The sequence below is a fragment of the Sphingobium cloacae genome, from assembly GCF_002355855.1.
GTDB classification, from domain to species: Bacteria; Pseudomonadota; Alphaproteobacteria; order Sphingomonadales; family Sphingomonadaceae; genus Sphingobium; species Sphingobium cloacae.
Window position 1 is genome coordinate 3,418,001 of record NZ_AP017655.1, and the last position, 22,794, is coordinate 3,440,794.

General features: G+C 66.9%; 23 protein-coding genes and 2 tRNA genes. 6 read left to right on the top strand and 19 right to left on the bottom strand.

Annotated elements, in window-relative coordinates; translation table 11 throughout:
- Nucleotides 1–79: 79 nt before the first annotated feature.
- From SCLO_RS16770 to SCLO_RS16795, 6 genes are all read right to left on the bottom strand, one after another.
- Nucleotides 80–155: transfer RNA gene (locus SCLO_RS16770), tRNA-Trp, on the bottom strand.
- Nucleotides 156–209: 54 nt separating this feature from the next.
- Complete coding sequence (locus SCLO_RS16775; RefSeq protein ID WP_066518111.1) at nucleotides 210–1,127, bottom strand: YihY/virulence factor BrkB family protein; 918 nt, start codon at nucleotides 1,125–1,127, stop codon at nucleotides 210–212.
- A 90-nt stretch (nucleotides 1,128–1,217) separates the two neighbouring features.
- Complete coding sequence (locus tag SCLO_RS16780) at nucleotides 1,218–2,441, bottom strand: dihydroorotase (protein ID WP_066518244.1); 1,224 nt, start codon at nucleotides 2,439–2,441, stop codon at nucleotides 1,218–1,220.
- The gene (locus SCLO_RS16785) at nucleotides 2,438–3,433 is read right to left on the bottom strand and encodes an aspartate carbamoyltransferase catalytic subunit (RefSeq protein ID WP_066518113.1); all 996 of its coding nucleotides are present in this window, start codon (nucleotides 3,431–3,433) and stop codon (nucleotides 2,438–2,440) included. Before SCLO_RS16785 ends, SCLO_RS16780 begins: the two co-directional genes overlap by 4 nt.
- 64 nt (nucleotides 3,434–3,497) lie before the next feature.
- A complete protein-coding gene (locus SCLO_RS16790; RefSeq protein WP_066518115.1) occupies nucleotides 3,498–4,895 on the bottom strand; it encodes a glycosyltransferase in 1,398 nt (465 codons plus the stop codon).
- 152 nt (nucleotides 4,896–5,047) lie between these two features.
- Nucleotides 5,048–5,122 (bottom strand) — tRNA-Gln (locus SCLO_RS16795).
- 126 nt (nucleotides 5,123–5,248) lie between these two features.
- On the opposite strand from SCLO_RS16795, the gene SCLO_RS16800 reads away from it, so the two are divergent.
- Complete coding sequence (locus SCLO_RS16800; protein WP_066518118.1) at nucleotides 5,249–5,761, top strand: MarR family winged helix-turn-helix transcriptional regulator; 513 nt, start codon at nucleotides 5,249–5,251, stop codon at nucleotides 5,759–5,761.
- 72 nt (nucleotides 5,762–5,833) lie between these two features.
- Nucleotides 5,834–6,145 carry a hypothetical protein gene (locus SCLO_RS16805; RefSeq protein WP_066518120.1) on the top strand — a complete coding sequence of 104 codons (312 nt, stop codon included), beginning with the start codon at nucleotides 5,834–5,836 and terminating at the stop codon, nucleotides 6,143–6,145.
- A gap of 3 nt (nucleotides 6,146–6,148) precedes the next feature.
- Here the strand turns inward: SCLO_RS16805 and SCLO_RS16810 are convergent, their stop codons facing one another.
- Nucleotides 6,149–6,910 (bottom strand): enoyl-CoA hydratase, encoded by a 762-nt coding sequence (locus SCLO_RS16810; protein WP_066518122.1) that lies wholly within the window; start codon nucleotides 6,908–6,910, stop codon nucleotides 6,149–6,151.
- A 92-nt stretch (nucleotides 6,911–7,002) separates the two neighbouring features.
- Here SCLO_RS16810 and SCLO_RS16815 point away from each other — a divergent pair, with 92 nt between their 5' ends.
- A complete protein-coding gene (locus tag SCLO_RS16815) occupies nucleotides 7,003–7,992 on the top strand; it encodes a bile acid:sodium symporter family protein (RefSeq protein WP_066518125.1) in 990 nt (329 codons plus the stop codon).
- A 99-nt stretch (nucleotides 7,993–8,091) separates the two neighbouring features.
- Here SCLO_RS16815 and SCLO_RS16820 read toward each other — a convergent pair whose 3' ends face one another.
- Together SCLO_RS16820 and SCLO_RS16825 are read right to left on the bottom strand one after the other, a co-directional pair.
- The gene (locus SCLO_RS16820; protein ID WP_066518132.1) at nucleotides 8,092–8,718 is read right to left on the bottom strand and encodes a peroxiredoxin; all 627 of its coding nucleotides are present in this window, start codon (nucleotides 8,716–8,718) and stop codon (nucleotides 8,092–8,094) included.
- Between the two features lie 83 nt (nucleotides 8,719–8,801).
- Nucleotides 8,802–9,122 (bottom strand): hypothetical protein, encoded by a 321-nt coding sequence (locus tag SCLO_RS16825; protein WP_123905533.1) that lies wholly within the window; start codon nucleotides 9,120–9,122, stop codon nucleotides 8,802–8,804.
- Between the two features lie 129 nt (nucleotides 9,123–9,251).
- Here SCLO_RS16825 and SCLO_RS16830 point away from each other — a divergent pair, with 129 nt between their 5' ends.
- Both SCLO_RS16830 and SCLO_RS16835 read left to right on the top strand, forming a co-directional pair.
- Nucleotides 9,252–10,100 (top strand): LysR family transcriptional regulator, encoded by an 849-nt coding sequence (locus SCLO_RS16830; protein WP_066518142.1) that lies wholly within the window; start codon nucleotides 9,252–9,254, stop codon nucleotides 10,098–10,100.
- Nucleotides 10,097–10,585 carry a DUF6306 domain-containing protein gene (locus SCLO_RS16835; RefSeq protein ID WP_066518143.1) on the top strand — a complete coding sequence of 163 codons (489 nt, stop codon included), beginning with the start codon at nucleotides 10,097–10,099 and terminating at the stop codon, nucleotides 10,583–10,585. Before SCLO_RS16830 ends, SCLO_RS16835 begins: the two co-directional genes overlap by 4 nt.
- Before the next feature lie 49 nt (nucleotides 10,586–10,634).
- Here the strand turns inward: SCLO_RS16835 and SCLO_RS16840 are convergent, their stop codons facing one another.
- The 4 genes from SCLO_RS16840 to SCLO_RS16855 all read right to left on the bottom strand — a co-directional run bounded on the left by SCLO_RS16840 (nucleotide 10,635) and on the right by SCLO_RS16855 (nucleotide 14,511).
- The gene (locus SCLO_RS16840; RefSeq protein ID WP_231923266.1) at nucleotides 10,635–11,759 is read right to left on the bottom strand and encodes a BaiN/RdsA family NAD(P)/FAD-dependent oxidoreductase; all 1,125 of its coding nucleotides are present in this window, start codon (nucleotides 11,757–11,759) and stop codon (nucleotides 10,635–10,637) included.
- A 67-nt stretch (nucleotides 11,760–11,826) separates the two neighbouring features.
- Nucleotides 11,827–12,255, bottom strand: coding sequence for a TIGR01244 family sulfur transferase (locus SCLO_RS16845; RefSeq protein ID WP_066518155.1), 429 nt, complete (start codon nucleotides 12,253–12,255; stop codon nucleotides 11,827–11,829).
- Between the two features lie 60 nt (nucleotides 12,256–12,315).
- Complete coding sequence (recQ, locus tag SCLO_RS16850) at nucleotides 12,316–14,088, bottom strand: DNA helicase RecQ (protein WP_066518157.1); 1,773 nt, start codon at nucleotides 14,086–14,088, stop codon at nucleotides 12,316–12,318.
- A 105-nt stretch (nucleotides 14,089–14,193) separates the two neighbouring features.
- The gene (locus tag SCLO_RS16855) at nucleotides 14,194–14,511 is read right to left on the bottom strand and encodes a hypothetical protein (protein WP_066518159.1); all 318 of its coding nucleotides are present in this window, start codon (nucleotides 14,509–14,511) and stop codon (nucleotides 14,194–14,196) included.
- A gap of 126 nt (nucleotides 14,512–14,637) precedes the next feature.
- Between SCLO_RS16855 and SCLO_RS16860 the strand changes: the two genes are divergently transcribed.
- Nucleotides 14,638–15,765, top strand: coding sequence for a serine hydrolase domain-containing protein (locus tag SCLO_RS16860; protein ID WP_066518162.1), 1,128 nt, complete (start codon nucleotides 14,638–14,640; stop codon nucleotides 15,763–15,765).
- A gap of 3 nt (nucleotides 15,766–15,768) precedes the next feature.
- Here SCLO_RS16860 and SCLO_RS16865 read toward each other — a convergent pair whose 3' ends face one another.
- From SCLO_RS16865 to SCLO_RS16890, 6 genes are all read right to left on the bottom strand, one after another.
- On the bottom strand, nucleotides 15,769–16,554 hold the full coding sequence (locus SCLO_RS16865) for a PhzF family phenazine biosynthesis protein (RefSeq protein WP_066518165.1): 786 nt from the start codon (nucleotides 16,552–16,554) through the stop codon (nucleotides 15,769–15,771).
- A 76-nt stretch (nucleotides 16,555–16,630) separates the two neighbouring features.
- Nucleotides 16,631–18,412: an SLC13 family permease gene (locus SCLO_RS16870; protein ID WP_066518167.1), complete on the bottom strand. Its 1,782-nt coding sequence runs from the start codon at nucleotides 18,410–18,412 to the stop codon at nucleotides 16,631–16,633.
- A gap of 290 nt (nucleotides 18,413–18,702) precedes the next feature.
- Entirely contained in the window at nucleotides 18,703–19,776 is a 1,074-nt protein-coding gene (gene aroC / locus SCLO_RS16875) for a chorismate synthase (protein WP_066518169.1), read from the bottom strand.
- Nucleotides 19,777–19,807: 31 nt separating this feature from the next.
- A complete protein-coding gene (fabI, locus tag SCLO_RS16880) occupies nucleotides 19,808–20,614 on the bottom strand; it encodes an enoyl-ACP reductase FabI (protein WP_066518171.1) in 807 nt (268 codons plus the stop codon).
- A gap of 2 nt (nucleotides 20,615–20,616) precedes the next feature.
- Complete coding sequence (locus SCLO_RS16885; protein WP_066518174.1) at nucleotides 20,617–21,570, bottom strand: YihY/virulence factor BrkB family protein; 954 nt, start codon at nucleotides 21,568–21,570, stop codon at nucleotides 20,617–20,619.
- 197 nt (nucleotides 21,571–21,767) lie between these two features.
- Complete coding sequence (locus tag SCLO_RS16890) at nucleotides 21,768–22,691, bottom strand: DnaJ C-terminal domain-containing protein (RefSeq protein ID WP_066518177.1); 924 nt, start codon at nucleotides 22,689–22,691, stop codon at nucleotides 21,768–21,770.
- Nucleotides 22,692–22,794: the final 103 nt, after the last annotated feature.

The window sequence follows — 22,794 nt, forward strand, 5'->3', positions numbered from 1 at the left end:
CGCCGCTCCGCGACCCAATTCTTCACCCGCGCACCTAATCGCAATTCCCTGTAAAAACAAGGAACGACGGCGGTTCGCATGGCAGGAGTGGAGGGACTCGAACCCCCGGCATTCGGTTTTGGAGACCGACGCTCTACCAGCTGAGCTACACTCCTGTACTGGCGAAGGAGGGCGCTTTAGCGTGGGCAGGCGGGCAGGGCAAGCGGGATTTAAGCCGCTTGCTCCATCGGTTCGCCCACGCCGGTTTCCGCGCTGGTCTGCCGTTCGGCCTCCGCATTGATCTGCGCGCCCAGCAGCACCACGAAGGCGGAGACGAACAGCCAGAGTTGCAGCACGACCACCGCGCCGAGTGAGCCATAGGTCTCGTTATAATTGCCGAATTGCGAGACATAGATCGATACCGCCAGCGTCGCGCCCAGCCAGCACAGCGTCGCGGCCACCGATCCCACCGTCAGCCATTGCCATTGCACCTGCCTGCGATTGGGGCCGAAGCGGTAGATGAGGCCGAAGATCAGGCTGGCGAGCAGCCCGGCGGAAATCCACGTCACCGCCTTGATCGCGAACAGCACGCCCGGCCCCCATCCAGTGAGCAGCTTTTGCAGGAGGCCGATGATCGTCGCCGTAAAGACGCCTGCGACGACGACCAGCACGGCAGAAAAGGTGATCCCCATCGATACGCGGTAGAAGGAGAAGAAACCGCGCCCTTCCTTCTCTCCATAAACGACGTTCAGCGCCTCCATCACCGCGGAAGCCGCGCGCGTGGCGCCATAGATCGCCAGCGCGAGGGCTACGGCAAGGCCGATGCCCGCCACGCCCTTGGCGGTGGAAACGACGCCCAGCAACTGATCGTTGATGAGCGAGGCGGCGTCGGCCGGAACCACGGTGATGATCGCCTGCATGTGGCGGCTCACCAGCTGCGGATCGCCGAACAGGCCATAGGTCATGACGACGGCCGCCAGCAGCGGCGCGAGGCTGAGGAAGGCATAATAAGCGACGCCCGCCGCCAGCAGCGAAAGATGATTGCCCGATATCGCGGCATAGACGCGTTTCAGGATTTCCCACCAGGCGCGGGGCGGAATCTTCCACGGCGCATCGACATGGACTTGCTGCGCGACCTGTTCTCTCATCGGCTCCCCCTTCTTGTGGCCCTCACAGGCAAGCGCGCGAGAAGCGCAGGGAGTTCCATCCGCACCGTCGAAAGGACGGCAAGCGAAGGTTTACAGAAAAGTCCCGCCCTTCATGATCCGCCGCACCCGACCTTGCACCGGCATTCGGTCGAAGGGCGTGTTGCCTGCCTGCGCCGCCATCTTGCCGGAATCCACGATCCATGGCGCATCGGGGTCGACAAAGATGAGGTCCGCCGCGCTTCCCGTGGAGAACCCGCCCGCATCCACGCCCAGAATCCGGGCAGGATTGGCGCTGAGCAGCGTCATCAGCCGGTTGATGGATAGCAATCCGTCGCGCACCAGGTTGAGCGACAACGCCAGCAGGGTTTCCGCGCCTGCCATGCCCGGCGCGGCATCGGCGAAGGGCAGGCGCTTGTCCTCCGGCCCGCGCGGGTCGTGGCTGGAGGTGATGACGTCCACCGTTCCGTCGCGCACCGCGTCGAGCGCCGCCTTGCGGTCGTCCTCCGCGCGCAGCGGGGGAGACAGCCGCGCGAAGGTGCGGAAATCCGTCACGGCCTGATCGTTGAGGAAGAGATAGGCGGGGCTGATCCCGCATGTCACCTTCAACCCCTCCGCCTTGGCCGCGCGGATGAGGTCGAAGCCCGCTTTCGTCGTCACCAGCCGGAAATGCAGCGCGGCGCTCGTTTCCCGCGCCAGCATGATGTCGCGCACGATCGCCAGCGCCTCGGCGCAGGCCGGTGCATGGGGCAGGCCCAGCCGCGTCGCCGTTTCTCCGCTGGTCGCGACCGCCTTCCCGGCCAGCCCGCCATCCTCTGCATGGCTGATCACCGTCAGCCCCAGCCCCGATGCATAGGACAGCACCCGCAGCATCATCCCCGAATCCGCGATCCACTGACGTCCGGTGCCCACGGCTTTCGCGCCCGCCGCCTGCATCATGCCGATCTCGGCCAGTTCCGCGCCCTTGAGGCCGCGCGTCGCCGCCGCGATGGGGTGGACCCAGAAATCGGGTTTGCCCGCTCGCGTCGCCTGCTGGATCAGACCCACATCGTCGAGCGGCGAGGACTGGTCCGGCATCAGCGCCGCCCGCGTGATCCCGCCGAAATGGAAAGCAGGCTTGTCCGTTGCAAAGACGCCGAGATCGACAAGCCCCGGCGCGACCACCAAGCTCTTGGCATCGACTGTCTCGGCATCCTTCGGCACCGCGACGTCGCCCGCCGCCACGATCCGGTCGCCTTCGATCAGGATCGTGCCGGCAACAAGGTCAGATCCAGCCGGATCGGCCAGCTTCCCGTTGACGATGGCGAGTTTGCTCATGCCCATCCCTCCATGCCGCGCGCGCTTCGCGTCAGCACGTCCAGGCAGGCCATCCGCACCGCCACGCCCATTTCCACCTGTTCGGTGATCGCCGAACGATCGGGATCGTCCGCGACATTGCTGGAAATCTCCACGCCCCTGTTCATGGGACCGGGATGCATCACCAGCGCGTCGGGCTTCGCGATCGCGAGCCGTTCCGGCGTCAGCCCGTAAAGCATGTGATATTCGCGCGGGGAGGGGATGAAGGCTCCATCCATCCGCTCATTCTGGAGCCGCAGCATCATCACCACGTCCGCGCCGTCCAGCCCCTCATCCATGCGGTAACAGGGTGTCGCGCCCAGCATCTCGACCTCCGGCGGCATCAGGGTCGGCGGAGCGACAGCCCGCACCTGCGCGCCCAGCGCGGCAAGGCTCAGCATGTTGGAGCGCGCCACGCGGCTATGGAGAATGTCGCCGCAGATCGCGACGATCAGCCCTTCGAACCCGCCCTTTCGCCGCCGGATGGTGAGCGCGTCGAGCAGCGCCTGCGTGGGATGCTGGTGCCATCCATCGCCTGCGTTCAGCACCGGGCAGTCCACTTTGTCCGCGATCAGCGCCACCGCGCCCGAACTGGCATGGCGGATCACGATCACGTCGGCGGCCATGGCGTTCAAGGTCATCGCCGTGTCGATCAGCGTCTCTCCCTTCTTCACGCTGGATTGGCCCGCATGCATATTCACCACGTCCGCGCCCAGCCGCTTGCCCGCGATCTCGAACGACAGCAGCGTGCGGGTGGAGTTTTCGAAAAAGGCGTTGATCTGCGTCATGCCCGCCAACCGGCCGTCATGCTTGCGCGCATTGCCGCGATTGGCCTTGGCCCATTGCTCGGCCTCGTCCAGCAGGAAACGGATTTCCCAGGGTTTGAGGTCCGCGATGGAGAGCAGATGGCGATGCGGAAACAACGCCCGGCCGGTCAGTTCGGACGATGCGGAAGGAATAGTGGCTTCGGGCATGAGCCGATGCTTTAGGCGCGGGAAGATAAGAGGGCAAGGCGCTCCTGCGCGCCGTGGATCGCAATCAACTGGAAGGGGGAAAGGCGATGATGTTATCAGCCGCCGGAGCGTTGGCCCCGCTATTCCGTTTCGCTGAAGCCATGCGGAACCATCGCGGCTCGTCGGCGAAGGCGATGCCGTCTTCCGTCAGGGCGCGCGCTTCTTGCTTCTTCAGCCTTCTCCGCATCCGTCTTTCCCGATAGTTGCGGAAAAACCCGCCCGGGAACCGCCCTTGTTCCTGCCGCACCCTCTCATAGATGCCCAGCATCGCCTCTACATTGTCCGACCATTCGTAAAGCCGGGCCACTCGCGCGCGCCCCGCCTCGCCCAGCTTTGCCCGCAAGGCGGGGGCCGCGGCAAGCTGGCGCAGCCGCTCGCCCAGGGCGGCCGGGTCGTCGCGGGGAATGACGAAGCCCGTCACCTCCTGCTCGACGACTTCGGGAAGCCCTCCGGCATCGGAGACCACGACCGGCAAGCCGCAGGCGCTCGCTTCAATGATGGCGACGCCGAAGCTTTCGCTATCGTCTCTGCTGAGCGCCGCATAAATGTCGAACCCATGGAGGGTGGCGGGAACATCCCTATGCCTGATCGGGCCAAGGAAGGTGACCCGATTGCCGATTCCCAGGCACTTCGCCAGCAGTTCATAGCTTTGCCGTTCGGGTCCGCCGCCCGCGATCCGCAGTTCCGGATCGAGCGCCAGGAAGGCGGGATCATGCAGCGCGCCGGCGAAGCCGCGGATGAGCGTATCGATGCCATATTTGCGCTTGAGGGTCTTGACCGTTCCCACGACGAACCGACCGTCTCTTTTCGCGCGGGGCTGGAACGTCCCGGTGTCCACGCCGAATGGCACGACATCTATTGGCGTGGATACCCCTAGCCGCTTCACCTGCGTCTTCATCACATGGCTGGTGGAGGTGATGCGGCTGGCTCTCCCCAGCGCGCCGATGACGGCCATGCGATGCAGCCGGCTTCGGAAGGGCACTTCATAAACGTCCCCGCCCCATACGGAAATCAGCGGCCGGGTGACACCGGACAGCCAGACCGTCGCGCCATATCCGCCCGCATAATGCACATGCAGGAAGTCCGCGCCCGATCGGTGATAGAACCAGCGCACGAACGGCGCATTGAACAGATAGGCGAGGCGGCCTCGAAACGGCAGAAGCGCGAAATGCACGGCAGGGTGATAGTCACCCGGCAATGGTGGCTGCTGCGTGATCACCAGAATATCCAGCCCCCGTTCCGCCAGCGCATTGATCCAGCGAATCGCATGGATATTGCTGGCCACCGTCAGGATGGCGATCTTCATGCGGGCTTGTGCTTCATCCTTCATGGGACGCCCGCCGATCATGTGCAGGCCGTTTGCGTCGATACGGGGGATGGCCGGATCCTGCCCTCCTCCAAACAGATCGGGAATATATTGCATCCGTCCCTCCGCGCCCGATGCCCGCAAGGGGGAAGCTAGGCAGTTTTGGGACAAACCGGAATCCGCCGATCAGCATAACCCTTATGGCTTGTCATAAAGGCGGTAACGGCATGAAAAGTGCGGAACGCGTCGTGGACAAGTCCGCTAAGTCCTGGCTGGGGCGGCAGGATTCGAACCTGCGCATGGCGGTACCAAAAACCGCTGCCTTACCGCTTGGCTACGCCCCATCGGATCGCCGGAAATGGCTGATGCGGATCGCATATAACGCCTGATCCGCGAAAGGAAAGCCTAGTCATGGCGATCATTGCGCGGCAAGATGACGGGACCGAACGAGCCCGAGGAAATCGCTGGCCATGCCCGCAAACAACAGCCTGACCGCATCGCAGATTTCCCCGGCATCCCCGCTTTTCCTGCGCGAGGATGAGATACGGCGCGGCATCGAGATGCTCTATTTCGGCTATTCCGCGCTGACCCGATCCATCGATGAAGGGTTGGCGGCGCAGGGACTGGGGCGCGCGCATCATCGGGCGCTTTATTTCATCTCCCGACAGCCGGACCTGACCGTCAAGGATCTGCTTCGGCTGCTGGCGATCACGAAACAGTCGCTCGGGCGTGTGCTCACCGACCTGATCGAGCGTGGCTATATCGAAACGCGGCAGGGCGCGAGCGACAGGCGGCAAAAGCTGTTGCGGCTCAGTCCGGCGGGCGCGGCGCTGGAGGCGGAACTGTTCCGCGCGCTGCGGGAGAAGATGGCGACCGCCTATGCGCAGGCGGGGCAGGGATCGGTCACGGGCTTCTGGCGCGTGCTGGAAGGGTTGATCCCTGATGAGGACAAATCCATGGTTCTGGGGCTGCGAAGCCGCTGAACCTTTCCGCGCGCAACCTTCTGGCGGCTGATGCGCTTATTACCGGTTCATGGGTGAAACGAGGGAGAGATCATGAGGAAATCCTTTCTGGCGGTTGCCGCCATCATGTCCGTCGCGGGCTTGTCGGCCTGTTCGGAGAAGGCGCAGGACAGTCTGGAGAATAGCGGTTCCGCGATCGGGAATGACATCAGCAGTTCCATGGAAAGCGCGGGCGACCGGATCGACAATGGGCTGGACCGCGCGGGGCGCGCCATCGATGAAGGCTCCGACAAGGTCGGCGCGGCGGCCGACAACGCCGCCCGTGATGCGCGCCGCGAAGCGGGCGAGGCGAAACGGGACGTGGGTGAATCGCTGGAAAAAGCGGGCAATGATTTGAAGAAGTGACCGTCAGGACGGTCGGCGGAAGACCGGGGCGCGCTTTTCGAAGAAGGCCGTGAAAGCCTCCTGCGCCTCGGCGGATTGCATGGCTTCCATGAACAGGCGGCCTTCTTCGTCGATGCGGGCGCGTAGTCCGTCGAGATCGCCTTTTAGCAGGCGGCGGGTGGCCGCGAGCGCCTGAGGCGGCTTTGACGTCAGGGCGGCGGCCTTCTTCCGCGCATGGTCGAGAAGGACGTCATTCGGAACGACGGCGCTGACCAGTCCCGCCCGGTCCGCCGCTTCGGCATCCATGGGTTCGCCCAGCAGCAGCATGGCGGCGGCCTTGGCGTGGCCCATGATCGCGGGCGCCAGCAGGCTGGAGCCGGCTTCGGGCACGATCCCCAGATTGACGAAGGGCATGATGAAGCGGGCGTCGGGCGCGGCGTAGATCAGGTCGCAATGGAACAGCATGGTGGTGCCGACGCCCACCGCCAGACCCTGCACCGCCGCGACGACGGGCTTGTCGAAGACCGCGATGGCGCGGATGAATGCGAAAGCCGCTTCGCCGCCCTGCGGGCCTGCCAGGAAATCCTTGAGGTCGTTCCCGGCGCAGAAATCGCTTCCCTTCCCGGCGATCAGGACCGCGCCCACATCGGAGCGGCGGGAGGCATCGGCCAGCGCGGCGGTCATGGCGTGGTACATGGCGGCGGTGAGCGCGTTCTTCTTGTCGGGGCGGTCGATGTGGATTTCGATGACGCCTTCGCTCTCCGCCAGATTGATGCCTTCGCTCACGATCCTGCTCCCTGAAACGGCCAAGCCGGATTGTTGGCCGATGACGGCCTTCCCGTCTATCCTTTGCCGTCTCTTTTCAGCACATAGGCTGCATGAGTCGGCTGAGATTGATCCTGGACCCCTTCCTGCTGCTGTTGATCGCCATGGTGGTGCTGGCGTCGCTGGCCCCGGCGCATGGACGGGGCGCGCGGGTGGTGGACATGGCGGCGGATGTGGGCATCGTGCTGCTCTTCTTCCTCCATGGCGCGAAGCTGTCGCGGGAGGCGATCTGGAACGGGGCGCGGGCGTGGAAGCTGCATCTGGCGACGCTGGGAACGACCTTCGCCGCCTTCCCGCTGCTGGGGCTGGCGGCGCAGCAGATCGGGGCGCTGCCCGCGACGATGCGGGCGGGATTGCTGTTCCTGACATTGCTGCCTTCGACGGTGCAATCGTCCATCGCCTTCACCGCCATCGCGCGGGGCAATGTGGCGGCGGCGGTGGTGAGCGCGTCCTTTTCGAACCTGCTGGGCATATTCCTGACCCCGGTGCTGGTCGCGCTGCTGATGGGGAGCGGCGGGACGGCGGGGATGATCTCGCTCCATTCGATCGAGGGGATCGTGCTGCAATTGCTGCTGCCCTTTGTGGTGGGGCATTTGCTGCGGCCGTGGATCGGGGGCTTTGTCGGGCGGCACCGGACGATGCTGGGGCGGGTGGACCGGACGTCGATCCTGCTGATCGTCTATTCCGCTTTCAGCGCGGCGGTGGTGGAGGGGCTGTGGCACAAGATGTCGCGGGCGGAACTGGCGCTGCTGGCGGGGGTGTGCGTCGCGATGCTGGTCGTGGTGCTGCTGTTCACATGGGTGCTGGGACGGGCGCTGGGCCTGGCGCGGGAGGATGCGATCGTGCTGCAATTCTGCGGGTCGAAGAAAAGCCTGGCGTCGGGCGTGCCGATCGCGGGCGTGCTGTTTCCGGCGAGCGTGGTGGGGCCCTTGATCCTGCCGCTGATGCTGTTCCACCAGATGCAGCTGATCGCCTGCGCCCTGCTGGCGCGGCACTATGGGGCGGAGGGGGAAGGCGAAACCATGAAGGAGATGGCGAAGTGAACGCGTTCCGGATTTTCGTTTCGATATTGTAACGAAATTGGCGCGAGGATCATGGGGGGAGGAGGAGGCGCCGGACGGGCCTCCTCCTCCGCGTGCGCCTTACAGGTCGACCAGCCGGAGATAGGGCTTCAACGTCCTGTAGCCCTGCGGGAACTGGCGGTTGGCCTCCTCTTCCGACAATTTGGGGGAGATCACCACGGACTGGCCCGGTTCCCAGTTGACGGGCGTGGCGATGCTGCGCGCGTCGGTCAGTTGCAGGCTGTCGATGGCGCGCAGCACCTCCGCGAAATTGCGGCCCGTGCTGGGCGGATAGGTGAGGACCAGACGGACCTTCTTCTGCGGATCGATGACGAAGACGGAGCGCACGGTGACGGTCGGATCGCTTTCCGGGTGGATCATGCCGTAGAGGCCCGACACGCGCCCGTCGGGGTCGGCCAGCATCGGGAAATCGAGCTTGTGCTTCTGCGTTTCCTCTATGTCGAGTTCCCATTTGCGATGGGCTTCCACCGGGTCCACCGACAGACCGATGGGCTTCACGCCGCGCTTGTCCCATTCGGGACGCAGGCGCGCGACTTCGCCCAGTTCGGTGGTGCAGACGGGCGTGAAATTCTTCGGATGGCTGAACAATATGCCCCAGCTCGATCCCAGCCAGTCGTGGAAGCGGATGGGGCCGTGGGTGCTGTCCTGTTCGAAATCGGGCGCGATCTGCCCAAGCTGGATGGTCATGGGAACTCCTTCATGCAGACGCGCCTACTGTGCGGCAGTCTCCATCCATGAACAAACGAATGTTATAGAGAGTTCAGCGCATTTTATTTGCTGTTATTCCGCCCCTTGCCGCGCCGCTTGCGCCGGTTGTCGGGCCGGGGCGGCCAGACGGAGGCGATGTCGGGGGGCGGCGGCACTTCGTGCCAGGGCGGCGGCTCCACGTCGATGAGGATGAGATAGCCCATCGGGATCGCGATGACGAGCATGAGCAGGGGATAAAGCGTCTGCGCGGTGATCGTGCCGGCCATGAACAGGCCGAGGAGCAGCGTCGCCAGCGCCATGGCGACCGCGCCGGGCCAGAAGCTGGCCGGGCGGCGGTTCGGGCCCCGCGGCGGCTCCGCCTTCCATGGGTCCATGGGCTTCATGGCGTGGGACCGCTTCGGGTTTCGGCATCGTCGGACATGGGCGCTCTCCCTTGCGAGGGCATCATCCGTCCGCTATGATGCAACAAGCAAATGAATATAATTGTTATTTGAAATGAAAGAATTTTATTGATGGATATTAGCGTCGCGCGGACTTTCCTGGAGGTCGTGAAGACCGGCAGCTTCGTGAGCGCGGCGGCCAACCTCAACCTGACGCAGACGGCGGTGAGCGCGCGCATCCGGGTGCTGGAGGAGCAGCTCGACCGGCCCGTCTTCATCCGCAACAAGGCGGGGGCGAAGCTGACCCCGGCGGGCGAGCAGTTCCTGCGCTTCGCCACCACCATGGTGCAGGTGTGGGAAAGGGCGCGCCGCGCCGTGGCGCTGCCGCCGGGACGCGAGACGGTGGTGACGGTGGGCGCGGAGCTCAGCCTGTGGAGCCCGCTGCTGCGCCACTGGCTGCTGTGGATGCGGCGCGAATGTCCCGAAATCGCGGTGGCGACGCAGATCGCGGCGTCGGACCGGCTGATGGAGCAGGTGCAGGACGGATCGTTGGACGTGGCCATCCTCTATGCCGCGCCCAGCCGCCCCGGCGTGATCGCGGAACTGCTGTTCGAGGAGAAGCTGGTGCTGGTGCGGACGACGCCCGCCAACCGCCCGCTCGGCCCGGAGGACCATGTGCAGATCGACTGGGGCGAGGAGTTCGCGGCAAGCTATCAGGCGGCCTTTCCCGACCAGCCCAATGCGGTGGTGTCGATCGGCTATGGGCCGCTGGCGCTGGACTATATCCTGGCGGCGGGAGGCAGCGGCTATTTCCGCAAGGGGTTCATCCGATCCTATCTGGAGGAGGGGCGGCTGGCGCTGGTGCCCGACAGCCCGGAATTCTCCTATTCCGCCTATGTGGTCCATTCGACCAAGGCCGATCCGGGCGTGATGGACCGGATACGCAGCGGGTTGCGGGCGGCGGCGGCGATTTCGGCATGACGCACGAGCCTGCCTCGCCGCCTTGCTATGCCGCCGGGGTCGACGGGGCCTATATGGGCCATGCCGGGCGGGCGGAGATCGTGGCGGCGCTCGACGAATTGCTGGAGGCGGAACGGGCGGGCGCGCGCGTGGCGCTGGCATCGGCGAAACAGGGGCCCGCGCCGGATTATGGGACGCTGATGGGCGACGTGCGCGCGGACGAGGCGCGATGGTGCGCGATGTTGTCGCGGCATCTCAGGCGGCTGGAGGCCGCGCCGTCGCGCCGGACCGGGGCCTTTTACGGCAAGGCGATGGCGATCGCGGAGCCCTGGGAACGGCTCGCCTTCCTCAATCGGGGGCAGGCGTGGGTGGTCCGCAAGCTGGAGACGCTGACGCCGCGCGTGCGGGATGAGAGGCTGCATGCCGACTTGAAGGCGATGCTGGAGAGCCACCGGGAGAATATCGCGCGGGCGGCGGCGTTGCTGGAGAGGGAAGGCGGGCGCTGATGCCGGCGGCGTGCGCCCACCCTCTCCCGCAGCGCCGCCGCCGTTCCGATCAGACGGCCTGACCGGCCGCGACGCCGCTGGCCCAGGCCCATTGGAAATTATAGCCGCCGAGCCAGCCGGTGACATCCACCGCTTCGCCGATGGCGTAGAGGCCGGGGGCGTGGCGCGCTTCCATGGTGCGGGAGGACAGGCCGTCGGTGGCGATGCCGCCGGAGGTGACTTCCGCCTTGGCATAGCCTTCGGTGCCGTTGGGGAGGAAGGTCCAGCCGGAGAGGCGGCGTTCGGCTTCGGCGAGTGTCCTGTCGGGAAGGTTGCCGAGATCGCCGGAGAGCGCGAGGCGGTCGGCCAGCGCGTCGGCGAGGCGGTCGGGAAGGTGGGCGCGCAGCGTCTGGGCCAGCGTGGCGCGGGGCTTGTGGCGCTTGGCTTCGATCAGCCAGCCTTGCGGGTGATCGGGGAAGAAGTCGAGGTCGATGGGCTGGCCGTGCCGCCAATAGGAGGAGATTTGCAGGATGGCGGGGCCGGACAGGCCGCGATGGGTCAGCAATGCGGCTTCGCGAAAAGCGGTCTTGCCGGTGCGGGCGATCACTTCGGCGGAGACGCCGGAGAGGGAGCGGAAGAGGAGGTCTTCGCCGCCCAGCGTCAGCGGCACGAGCGCGGGGCGCGGCTCCACGACCTTGAGGCCGAAACGGCGGGCGAGGTCATAGGCGAAGCCGGTCGCGCCCATTTTGGGGATGGAAGGCCCACCGGTCGCGATCGCCAGCGCCGGGGCGCGGGCGATGCGGTCGCCATGGGTGACGCGATAGTGGGCGTCGGCATGGTCGACGGCGGCGATCGCGTGGCCGAGGCGGATGTCGACGCCGCCCGCCGCGCATTCGTCCAGCAGCATGGCGACGATCTGGCGCGCGGAGCCGTCGCAGAATAGCTGGCCGAGGGTCTTTTCATGCCAGGCGATCTTGTGGCGCTCCACCAGCGCGAGGAAATCGGACGGGGTGTAGCGGCCCAGCGCCGACTTGGCGAAATGGGGATTGGCGGAAATATAGCGGTCCGGCGCGGTGTGGATGTTGGTGAAGTTGCAGCGGCCTCCGCCAGAGATGACGATCTTCTTTCCCGCTTCGGGGGCGTGGTCGATCACCAGCACGCGCTTGCCGCGTTGCCCTGCGGTGGCGGCGCCCATCAGCCCGGCGCCGCCTGCGCCGAGGACGATCAGGTCGTAAAGGTCGCGATCGTGGGAAATCGGTCGGTCAGCCTGCGGCGAGGGCGTCCATGATCTGGCGCACCGGCGTCACGTCATAGCCTGCATTGGCGGCCTGTTCGGTCAGCGCAGCGGGATGGTCCCCGGCGCGCGCGCGGGTGAGCGCCCAAAGGAGCGTGCTGCGCGTGCCGGAGCGGCAATAGGCGAGCACCTTACCCTCCCTTGCCTGCGCGAGGGCGGCGGCCATGCCGTCGAGCTGCCATGGGGCAAAGCCGCCATGGGCGACGGGGACGGCGGCATAGGCGATGCCGGCGGCGGTCGCGGCGGCTTCGATTTCGGGGCCGTTCACCTGACCCGGTTCCTCGTCATCGGGGCGGTTGTTGATGATGACGGTGATGCCCTGCGCCTTGGCCTGTTCGACGTCCGCCACGCTGATCTGCGGCGACACGAGGATGTGAGGGGTAAGCTGGCGGAACATGGGCGTCTCCTTCTGCGGCCCTCCTTGCGCTCTGGACGGGCGGGATTCAAGGGGGAAGGATCAAGCGAAGGGCCGGATCGCGGCGAGGAAGGCGTCGCCCCAAGCGTCTAGCTTGCGCTGGCCGATGCCGCTGATGTGCCCGAGTTCGGCGAGGGTCGTGGGGCGCTGCTCCGCCATCTCGCGCAGGGTGGAATCGTGGAAGATGACATAGGGCGGCACCCCCGCCTCCTGCGCCAGTTCGCGGCGGCAGGCGCGCAGGGCCTCGAACAGCGGATCGCCGACGGGGTTGGCTTCGCTGCCGGTGCGGGCGCCCCGCTTGCGGCGCTCGCGGCGGGGCGGGAGGACGATGCGGACTTCCTCCTCGCCGCGCAGGATCGGGCGGGCGTGGGGGCCGAGCATCAGGCCGCCATGCTCGGTGGTTTCGAGCGCGTCGCGGACGAGCAGCGCGCGGGAGACGGGGCGGAGGAGCGCGGTTTCCTCTCCGTCGACGATGCCGTAGACGGAGATTTTGTCATGGCCGCGCTCGCGGATCTTGTCGGTGACCGCGCCGGTCAGGACCGATTCGATGTGGCCCGCGCCGAAGCTCTGGCCGGTGCGGTAGACGGCGGAGAGGAATTTCCGCGCCGTCTGCGTCGCGTCGAGGCTGGCGGGCGGAGCCAGGCAATTGTCGCAATTGCCGCAGGTGGCGGGCGGGTCTTCCCCGAAATGGCGGAGCAGGATGGCGCGGCGGCAGGTGCCGGTTTCGACCAGCGCGCCCAGCGCCGCGATGCGGGCGCGCTCGCCCTGCTGGCGGGCGGGGTCGAGTTCGGCGATGCGCTGGCGGGCGCGGGCGAAATCCTCCGCGCCCCAGTAGAGATGCGCCTGCGCCGGTTCGCCGTCGCGGCCCGCGCGGCCCGATTCCTGATAATAGCCCTCGATCGACTTGGGCAGGCCCGCATGGGCGACGAAGCGCACGTCCGGCTTGTCGATGCCCATGCCGAAGGCGATGGTGGCGATCATCACCATGTCCTCGCTGGCGATGAAGGCGGCCTGGTTGGCGGCGCGGACCCTGGGGTCGAGGCCGGCATGGTAGATGCTGACCGGCCGGCCGGCGCGGGAGAGGCTTTCGGCCAGTTTCTCGGTCGCGGCGCGGGTGGGGGCGTAGACGATGCCCGGGCCGGGATTGGCGGCGACGAGATCGGCCAGCTGACGCGGCAGGCCGTCGCGGGGGTGGACGGCGTAGCGGATATTGGGGCGGTCGAATCCCGCGATGATCATGCCTTCGCGCGGGATGCCGAGCTGGACGAGGATGTCCTCGCGGGTGTGGGCGTCGGCCGTGGCGGTGAGGGCGAGGCGGGGAACCTGGGGAAATTCGTCGAGCAGGGGGCGGAGCAGGCGATAGTCGGGGCGGAAGTCGTGGCCCCATTCGGAGACGCAATGCGCCTCGTCTATGGCGAAGAGGGCGACGTTCGCGGAGCGCAGGAGGCTGCGGAAGCCTTCGCCCGTGGCGCGCTCCGGGGCGACGTAGAGGAGGTCGAGATCGCCGCCCCGCAGGCGGTCCTGCGTCTCGCGCCAGTCGGTGTCGACGCTGGTGAGGCTGGCGGCGCGGATGCCGACGGCCTGCGCGGCGCGAAGCTGGTCGTGCATCAGGGCGATGAGCGGCGAGATGACGACGCAACAACCCTCCAGCGCGACGGAAGGCAATTGGTAGCAGAGCGACTTGCCCGCGCCGGTCGGCATGATGGCGAGCGTCGCCTGCCCCTCCATGATACGGCCGACCACCTGGTCCTGCACGCCGCGAAAGCCGGGGAAGCCGAATATGTCGTGCAGCAGCGCGGGGATGTCGGGACGCATGGGGACTGCCTTAGCGGGCGGGGGCGCGCAGGCAAGGAGGGAATGCGGCATTTTTCGGTGCGCCGACGCCCCTGCGCAGGCAGGGAGGCAAGGACAGCGGCCCGTTCAAGGCCGGTCGAGCAGGCAGCCCCAGCCGGGGCGGTAGCGGGCGGTGCGGGTGGCGATGAGGGGGACGCTGGCGCTGACGGCGCGCGCTTCGGGGCGGTCGGTCAGGCTGACGATGCCCATGCCCGGTTCCTTGTCGGTCTGGCAGGCCTGGAGGGGGCGTCCTTCGACATAGCGGCAGGAACAGGCGATGCGCGCGCCATAGGCCGCGCCGAGCGCCGCGCGGGCGTGGAGCGAGCGCCAGTGCCACGCCAGCAGGGCGAGCAGCACCACCAGCAGCGCGGTCAGTCCGTAAAACCATTTGCGGCGTGTGGACATGCTCCCCTTTCCCGACAGCCGATGCAGGGCATTTGCCGGCCGACCCGTCGCGGGTGGCGATTCGGAAAATGCGCAAAAAAAATCAGAGCATTTTCACCGCGCGGGAAAAGGCTCTATGCGCGGCTTATGAAGCTCTGTGGGATCAGCGTAAAGCGCCTTGGCGCGGGGGTGGCCTTTTTGTTGCTGGCGGGCGCGGCGGGGGCCTGGGCCGTGCATGCGCAGAATGAGGACGCGCCGGTCTATCGCGTCGCCAGCGATGGCGATGTGAGCGAAAGCGCGGTCCGCGCCGCCGTCGATCCGCTGTTCGAGGATGCGGCGATGGGCGAGACGCGGGCGCTGGTGGTGATGCACCGGGGGCGGATCGTGGCGGAACGCTATGCGCCCGGCTTCGGGCCGGAGACGAAGCTGCTGAGCTGGTCCATCGCCAAGAGCGTGACGGCGGTGCTGGTGGGCCTCATGGTGTCGGACGGGCGGCTGGGCCTCGATTCGCCGGTGCCGGTCGATGCGTGGAGTCAGCCGGGCGACCCGCGCGGGCGGATCACGCTGCGGCAATTGCTGACCATGACGGCGGGACTCGACCATGTGGAGGAGATGAAGCCGGTCGAGCGCGGCGACACGGCGCGGATGCTGTTCACCGACGGGGCGCGGGACATGGCCGCCTATGCCGAGGCGAAGCCGCTGGCCCATGCGCCGGGTTCGGTTTTCTCCTACAGCACGGGCAGCACCATGATCCTGTCGGAACTGATGGCGCGGCAATTGACCAACAGCCACGATCCCGACGCGCGGCGGCGGGCGATGCAGATGTTCATCGACGGCCGGCTGAAGGCCCCCGCGCGGCTGGACAGCCTGACCGTCGAATATGATGCGGCGGGGACGATGGCGGGGGGCAGCTTCCTGCATATGACGGCGCGGGATTATGCGCGCTTCGGGGAGCTGCTGCGCCAGCGGGGGCGCTCGCCCAACGGGCACCAGATCGTGCCGGAGAAATGGATCGACTTCATGCGCACGCCCTCGCCGCGCAACCCGGCCTATGGCGCGCATCTGTGGCTGAACCGGGCGAGCGAGGAAAGCGCCCTGATGCCGGGGATGGCGCCGCAAAGCCTGTTCGGCTGCGTCGGGCATAACGGGCAATATGTGCTCGTGTCGCCGGGGCAGAAGCTGACGGTGGTGCGGATCGGCATGTCCCCGCGCAAGGAACAGCGCGAGGCGCTGAAGGCCGGGCTGGCGCGGTTGATGGGGGCGTTTCCGGGTTAGAGGCTAGAGGAAATAGCGGCCCTCGATCACCGTGCGGCACGCGCCGGTGAGCGTCACCCGGTCGCCTTCCAGCGCGCAGCCGATGCGCCCGCCGCGTGCCGACGCCTGGAAGGCCGTGATGCGGTTCCGGCCCAGACGCTTCGCCCAGAAGGGGGTGAGAAGGCCATGCGCCGATCCGGTCACGGGGTCTTCATCCACGCCGCCGCCGGGCACGAAGACGCGGCTGACGATATCGCTGTCCTCGCCGGGAGCGGTGGCGATCAGCATGATGTCGCCCAGCGTCTTCAATTGCGCGAAATCGGGGGAGAGCGCCCGCACGGCGGCGGCGTCGGGAAAGAGGAAAAGACTGTAGCCGCCGTCGCGCCAGTGGCTTTCGGCCGGCGCGCCGCCAAGGCCCGCCGCCAGATCCGGGAGCGGGCGCGGCTCCATGGTCCAGGCCGGAAGCGAAAGGGCATAGCCCTCCGCCGCGCGCGTGACGGTGAGGACCCCGGCATGGCGGGTGCGGAAGCGGACGGCGCCGCGTTCCATCAGCACATGGCCGCTCGCCAGCGTCGCGTGGCCGCAAAGCTTCACCTCGACCGTTGGGGTGAACCAGCGCAGGGCGTAATCGGCGTCCGGATCGTCGGGCGTCGGCACGGTGAAGGCGGTTTCGGACAGGTTGTTTTCCGCCGCGATCCCCTGAAGCACGTCGTCGGGCAGCCATTGGCCGAGCGGCAGCACGGCGGCGGGATTGCCGGTGAAGGGCGCGTCGGCAAAGGCGTCGACCTGAACGAAGGGCAGGGTGGTCATGGGCGTTCTCCTTGCCCACGGCCTTGCCCGAGCGCGGCGCGGCGGGACAGGGCCGACCGGCGGAGATTGGCCGTGCTCAGTTCAGCAGCACCAGCGTGGTGCACACCGCCAACCCCACGGTGATGTTGAGCGGCACGCCGATGCGGACGAAATCGGCGAAGCGATAGTCGCCCGCGGCATAGACCAGCGCATTGGTCTGATAGCCGATGGGCGTCGCGAAACAGGCCGACGCGCCGATCATCAGCGCGATCACCAGCGGCAGCGGATCGACGCCCAGTTGCCGGGCCAGCGCGATGGTGATCGGCGTCATCAGCGCCGCCACCGCATTGTTGCTGAGCAGTTCGGAGAGCAGCAGCGCGAAGAAATAGATGACGAACACCAGCGACCAGGTGGGCGCGACTTGCAGCAGCGGGGTGATCCACCCGACCATCAGCGCGACGCTGCCCGCCTGTTCGAGCGCGAGGCCCACGGCCAGCATCGCGAAGATCAGCACCAGCACGTCGCCGTCGATGGCGCTCCATGCCTCCTCCGCGTCGATGCAGCGGGTGACGAGGATGACGCCCACGCCCAGAAAGGCGGCCAGGCCGATGCTGATGACGTCGAGCGCGGCGAGGATCACCGCGGCGGCCATGGCGAGGATCGCGATCCACGCCTTGTTGCGGCGGAAGGCGCGGGTGCGGCTGATGTCCACGCCCATCAGGTGCGGATGGTTGCGCAGGGACCGGACCGCGTCGTCGCTGCCCGCGATCAACAGGCGGTCCGCGCCCCGGATGCGGGCATCCGTCAGATCGGGGCCGGGCAGATGGCGGGCGCGGTGCATCCCGATGATGCGGACGCGCAACGCATGGAGGAAGGGAATGTCCATCAGCCGGTCGCCGGTCGCCGGGTGGCTGGGCGCGACCATCGCCTCGATCACCGTGCCTTCGTGCGAGGAGGTTTCGGAATCGGCCGCGATGCCCAGTTCGAAGCGGCCCGATTCGCGCAGGGTCATGATCGCGGTGCCGTCCGCGCGGACGATCAGGCGGTCGCCCGCCTTCAACTCTTCCTCGTCCAGATCGGCGCGCCGGATCTCCCCGGTGCGCTTGAGGCCGAGCAGGACGATGGAACGGCCGAACAGGCTGAGCGATCCGATCTCCCGCCCGATCAGGTCGCTTTCGTGCGGGACCACCAGTTCGGTCAGATATTCCTGCACCGTGCCGCCGTCCTCGCCGCCGATGGCGGGTTCGTCGCTGGGCAGGAGGAAGGACAGGCAGGCCAGCGTCACGATCCCCGCCAGCGTGCCCGCTATGCCATAGGGGGTGATGGTGAAGATGCCGATCGGGTCCATGCCCTGTTCCGTCGCGATGCCCGCGACGATCAGGTTGGTGGACGTGCCGATCAGCGTGATGCAGCCGCTCATCACCGCGACGGCGTTCATGGGGATGAGCAGCTTCTTGACCGGGATGGCGGTCGCCTGCGCCAGCTTGAAGACGATGGGGATCAGGAGGACCACCACCGGCGTGTTGTTGAGGAAGCAGGAAATGACGATGGTGCCCGCCGTCACTTCGGCCAGGGCGAGCCGGGGATGCTGCTTCGCGCGGGTCATGATGATGTCGGCTACGCGGTTGATCGTGCCGGTGCGGATCAGCGCGCCCGACAGCACCAGCATCGCCGCCACCGTCAGCGGCGCGGGATTGGCGAAGACGGAGAAGAGGCTTTTTTCGTCGAGCAGGCCCAGCACCGCATAGGCGCAGGCCCCCAGCACCGCGACGACGCTGGCGGGATAGCGTTCCCGCAGGAACGCGACGAACATGCAGGCGAGGATGACGAGGCCGATCTCCGCGCGATAGACGCCCAAAAGCGCCGTCACCATGTGCATATGAAGGCCAGTCCCCTGTTGCTCGCGCGGTCGCGTCGCTTCGCGGTCTTTAGGGGGTGAAAACGAAATGGGCCAGCCATGGTTGCATGGCTGGCCCGTGGTTCGCGGCTTGAGGGGACGTTTTATCGTCATGCCCGCGCAATGCGGAGACCTTCCCCATGCTTACGCTCTGCCGCTCGCCCTCCCGCGGGCGATCCGTAAGGGAAGTGTAACGCAGATTGCGCGAGTCGTCTTGCCTTATGTGCGGCTTTATCGGCTAAATCGCGCCGTTCGCCGCTGGAAAAGGGGTTTCAGCGTGCCCCGCACTGGGCACGGTCGAGCAGATACTGGTCGGCCAGCACCAGCGCCATCATCGCCTCCACCACCGGGACGCCCCGGATGCCGACGCAGGGGTCGTGGCGGCCCTTGGTCACGATGTCGGACGCGGCGCCTTCGCGGGTCACGGTTTCGACCGGGATCAGGATGGAACTGGTCGGCTTGAAGGCGACGCGCAGCCTGACCGGCTGGCCGGTGGAAATGCCGCCCGCGATGCCGCCCGCATGGTTGGCGAGGAATTGCGGGCCATCCGCGCCGGGGCGCATCGGGTCGGCATTCTGCTCGCCGCGCAGGCGCGCCGCGTCGAAACCGTCGCCGATCTCCACGCCCTTGACCGCATTGATGCTCATCATCGCGGCGGCGAGCTCGCTGTCGAGCTTGGCATAGAGCGGCGCGCCCCAGCCGGCCGGGACGCCCGCCGCCACGCATTCGACCACCGCGCCGAGCGAGGAGCCGTCGAGCCGGGCTTCGTCGACCAGCTTTTCCCAGCGCTTCGCGGCTTCGGGATCGGGACAGAAGAAGGGATTGTTGTCGATTTCTGCCGCGTCGAAGCGGGCGGGGTCGATGGCGTCGCCGCCGATCTCGCTCACCCAGGCGAAGATGTCGACATCGGGGATGACGAGCCGCGCCACCGCGCCCGCCGCCACGCGGCTCGCGGTTTCACGCGCGGAGGAACGCCCGCCGCCGCGATAGTCGCGCAAGCCATATTTGGCGTCATAGGCATAGTCGGCATGGCCGGGGCGGTAGGATTGGGCGACTTGCGAATAATCCTTCGACCGCTGATCGGTGTTTTCGATCATCAGGCTGATCGGCGTGCCGGTGGTCTTTCCCTCGAACAGGCCGGAGAGGATGCGCACCTCATCCGGTTCGCGGCGCTGGGTGGTGAATTTCGACGTGCCGGGCCTGCGCTTGTCGAGGAAGGGCTGGATGTCCGCTTCGCTGAGCGGCAGGCCGGGCGGGCAGCCGTCCACCACCGCGCCGATGGCGGGCCCGTGGCTTTCCCCCCAGGTGGTGAAGCGGAAAACGCGGCCGAATGTGTTGAAGCTCATTGTCCGTTCCTGTCCGGCCGCGTCCCGCCGGTCACTTTTCGAGGGCGATGTCGGGCGCGTCTTCGGCCTTCATGCCGATGACATTATAGCCCGCGTCGACATGGTGGATTTCGCCGGTCACGCCCGAGGCGAGGTCGGAGAGGAGGTAGAGGCCCGCGCCGCCCACATCCTCGATCGTGACGTTGCGGCGGAGGGGGGAGTTCAGCTCGTTCCACTTCATGATGTAGCGGAAATCGCCGATGCCGCTGGCCGCCAGGGTCTTGATCGGGCCGGCGGAGATGGCGTTGACGCGGATATTTTCCGGTCCCAGGTCCATCGCCAGATATTTGACGCTGGTTTCCAGCGCCGCCTTGGCGACGCCCATGACGTTATAGTGCGGGATCACCTTTTCCGCGCCATAATAGCTCAATGTCAGCAGACTGCCGCCTTCGGCCATCAGTTCGCGGGCCCGCCTGGCCACGGCGACGAAGCTGTAGGCGGAGATGTTCATCGTCATCAGGAAATTTTCGAGGCTGGTGTCGACATACAGGCCGCGCAGCTCGTTCTTGTCCGAAAAGCCGATGGCGTGGACGACGAAATCCAGCCTGTCCCAGCGCGCCTTCAGTTCGGCGAAGGCAGCGTCCAGCTTGTCCATGTCGGACACGTCGCATTCGATCAGGAAATCCGACCCAAGTTCCTCGGCCAGCGGCCTCACGCGCTTGGCCAGCGCCTCGCCCTGATAGGAGAAAGCCAGTTCCGCTCCTTGTGCGCGCAGGGCTTTCGAAATGCCCCAGGCCAGCGACTTGTCGTTCGCAAGGCCCATGATGAGGCCGCGCTTTCCTGCCATCAACCCGTTCATTCTTATGTCCCGTTCCCTTTGCCGTCGGGCGCCTCTTCCTCATCCGGAAATTCGGCGAGCGCCGCGTTGAGTTCCGCGCCAATTACCACGCCAAGCCCGACGAGGAAGAAAAAAATGAGGGTAATCATCACGCCCGCCAGACTGCCATAGGTGCGGTCGTAGCTGCCGAGCAGCCCGAGCGTGGGCGGCAGCAGCAGCGTCACCGCATACCACCAGAGCGTCGTCGCCGCCGCGCCGGGCCATTTGGGGAAGCGCGCGTCCTTGTAGAGGCTGGGGGTCAGCGACCAGTAAAGCGACCAGAGTGAAATGAAGAGGATGGCGCTGGGCACCAGCTTGGTGAGGGTGAGGATGCGGATGGCTTCGTCGGCGAAGGGGAAGAGGCGGTGGATGAGCTGGTCGATGGCCGTCACCGCGACCTGAAGCGAGAAGGAGAACATCACCGCCAGCACGCTCGCCAGCGTGATGCCGATGGCGGTCATGCGGTAATGCAGGAAGGATTTCGTGCTTTTCGTGCCATAGGCGCGGCGCAATATGTCGCGGATGGTTTCGATGAGGCTGCCCACGGTCCACAGGCCCACCAGCGCGCCGAGCCAGAGCAGCGGGCCGGTGCGGGCGGCGAGCACGTCGGCGATGGGCTGGCGGATCACGTCCGAGACGCCGCGCGGCAGATTGTCGAGGAAGGCGCCCACCGCCGCCAGCCCGTCCTGCGAGCGGCCAAAGATGCTGGCCACCGCCGCGGCCACGATGAAGAAGGGGAAGAGCGCCACCAGCGAGAGATAGGCGAGGTTCCCGGCATGGATGAAGCCGTCGCTATAGGTGCCGACGGCGACGCGCTTCATGACTTCGAAGGCGTGGCTGCCGGGGCGGACGCGATCGATATGGCGGTTGAGGCGGCTGCGCGCCTGACGCGCGACATGGCGGCGCGATTCAGGGGAAAGGGGGGAAGGCTGCGGCATCGGTCCCTCTTAGAGACTGTTTCCGCTGGATTGAAGCGCCATGGGCATCGGGACGGTTTTCCATCCTCCCCTTTAAGGGGAGGTGGGCCGAAAGATCAGACGGAGGGGTGATCTCCCCATCGAGAGGGCCGTTACCCCTCCACCACCGCTGCGCGGCGGTCCCCCTCCCCTTGGAGGGGAGGAGGGAGGGTCTTGTCTCAGACGCCCAGATGGGAGCGGACGGCGCGACTGTCCTGCCAGTTCTCGATGAAAGCCTTGAGCGCCGGATCGTCGGCGGGCAGGTCGATCTGGAGCGTGACGAGCTGGTCGCCGCGCTTGCCGCCCTTGGCCGTGAAGCCCTTGCCGCGCAGGCGCAGCGTCTTGCCGGAACTGGAACCGGCGGGCACGCCCAGCATCACCGGGCCGTCGACGGTCGGCACCTTGACCTTGCCGCCCTTCACCGCCTCGTCGAGGGTGATGGGCAGGTCGAGCAGCACATGGTCGCCGTCCCGCTTGAAGAAGGGATGCGGCTTCACGTCGATGGTGACGATGGCGTCGCCCGCGCCGCCGGGACCGGGCTGGCCCTTGCCGGAAAGGCGCATCTGCGTGCCCGTCTCCACGCCGGGCGACAGTTTGAGGTCGATGGTCTTGCCGTCCTGGAGCGTGATGCGCTGCGGGGCGAGCGTCGCCGCGTCGACGAAGGACACGGCGAGGCGATAGGCGACGTTCGCGCCCTTTTGCGGGGGCGCGTTGCGGCCGAAGCCGAAACCGCCGCCTCCACCGCCCGCGCGCCGTCCGCCGCCGGCGCCGCCGAACAATCCTTCGAAGATGTCGCCGAAATCCGCGCCGCCGCCGTTGAATTCGAAGCCGCCGGCCTGTCCGCCGCCCGCGCCGCCGCCGAAGCCGAAGGGCGCGGTCGGATTGCCGTCCGCGTCGATCTCCCCCCGGTCGAAACGGGCGCGCTTGTCCTTGTCGGACAGCAGGTCATAGGCGCTGGTGACGGTGGAGAATTTCTCCGCCGCCTTGGGATTGTCCTTGTTCCGGTCGGGATGCAGTTCCTTGGCGAGCTTGCGATAGGCGGACTTGATCTCCGCCTCGCTCGCGCCCCGTGCGACGCCCAATGTGGAATAGGGATCGGCCATTTACGTCGTGCTGCCTTTGTCTTTGGATCGTGAAAAGGGAATGTGCCCCTCTATGTGGAGAAAAGCGCCGCCGCGTTCAAGTTGCGGTTGGCCCGTATCGACA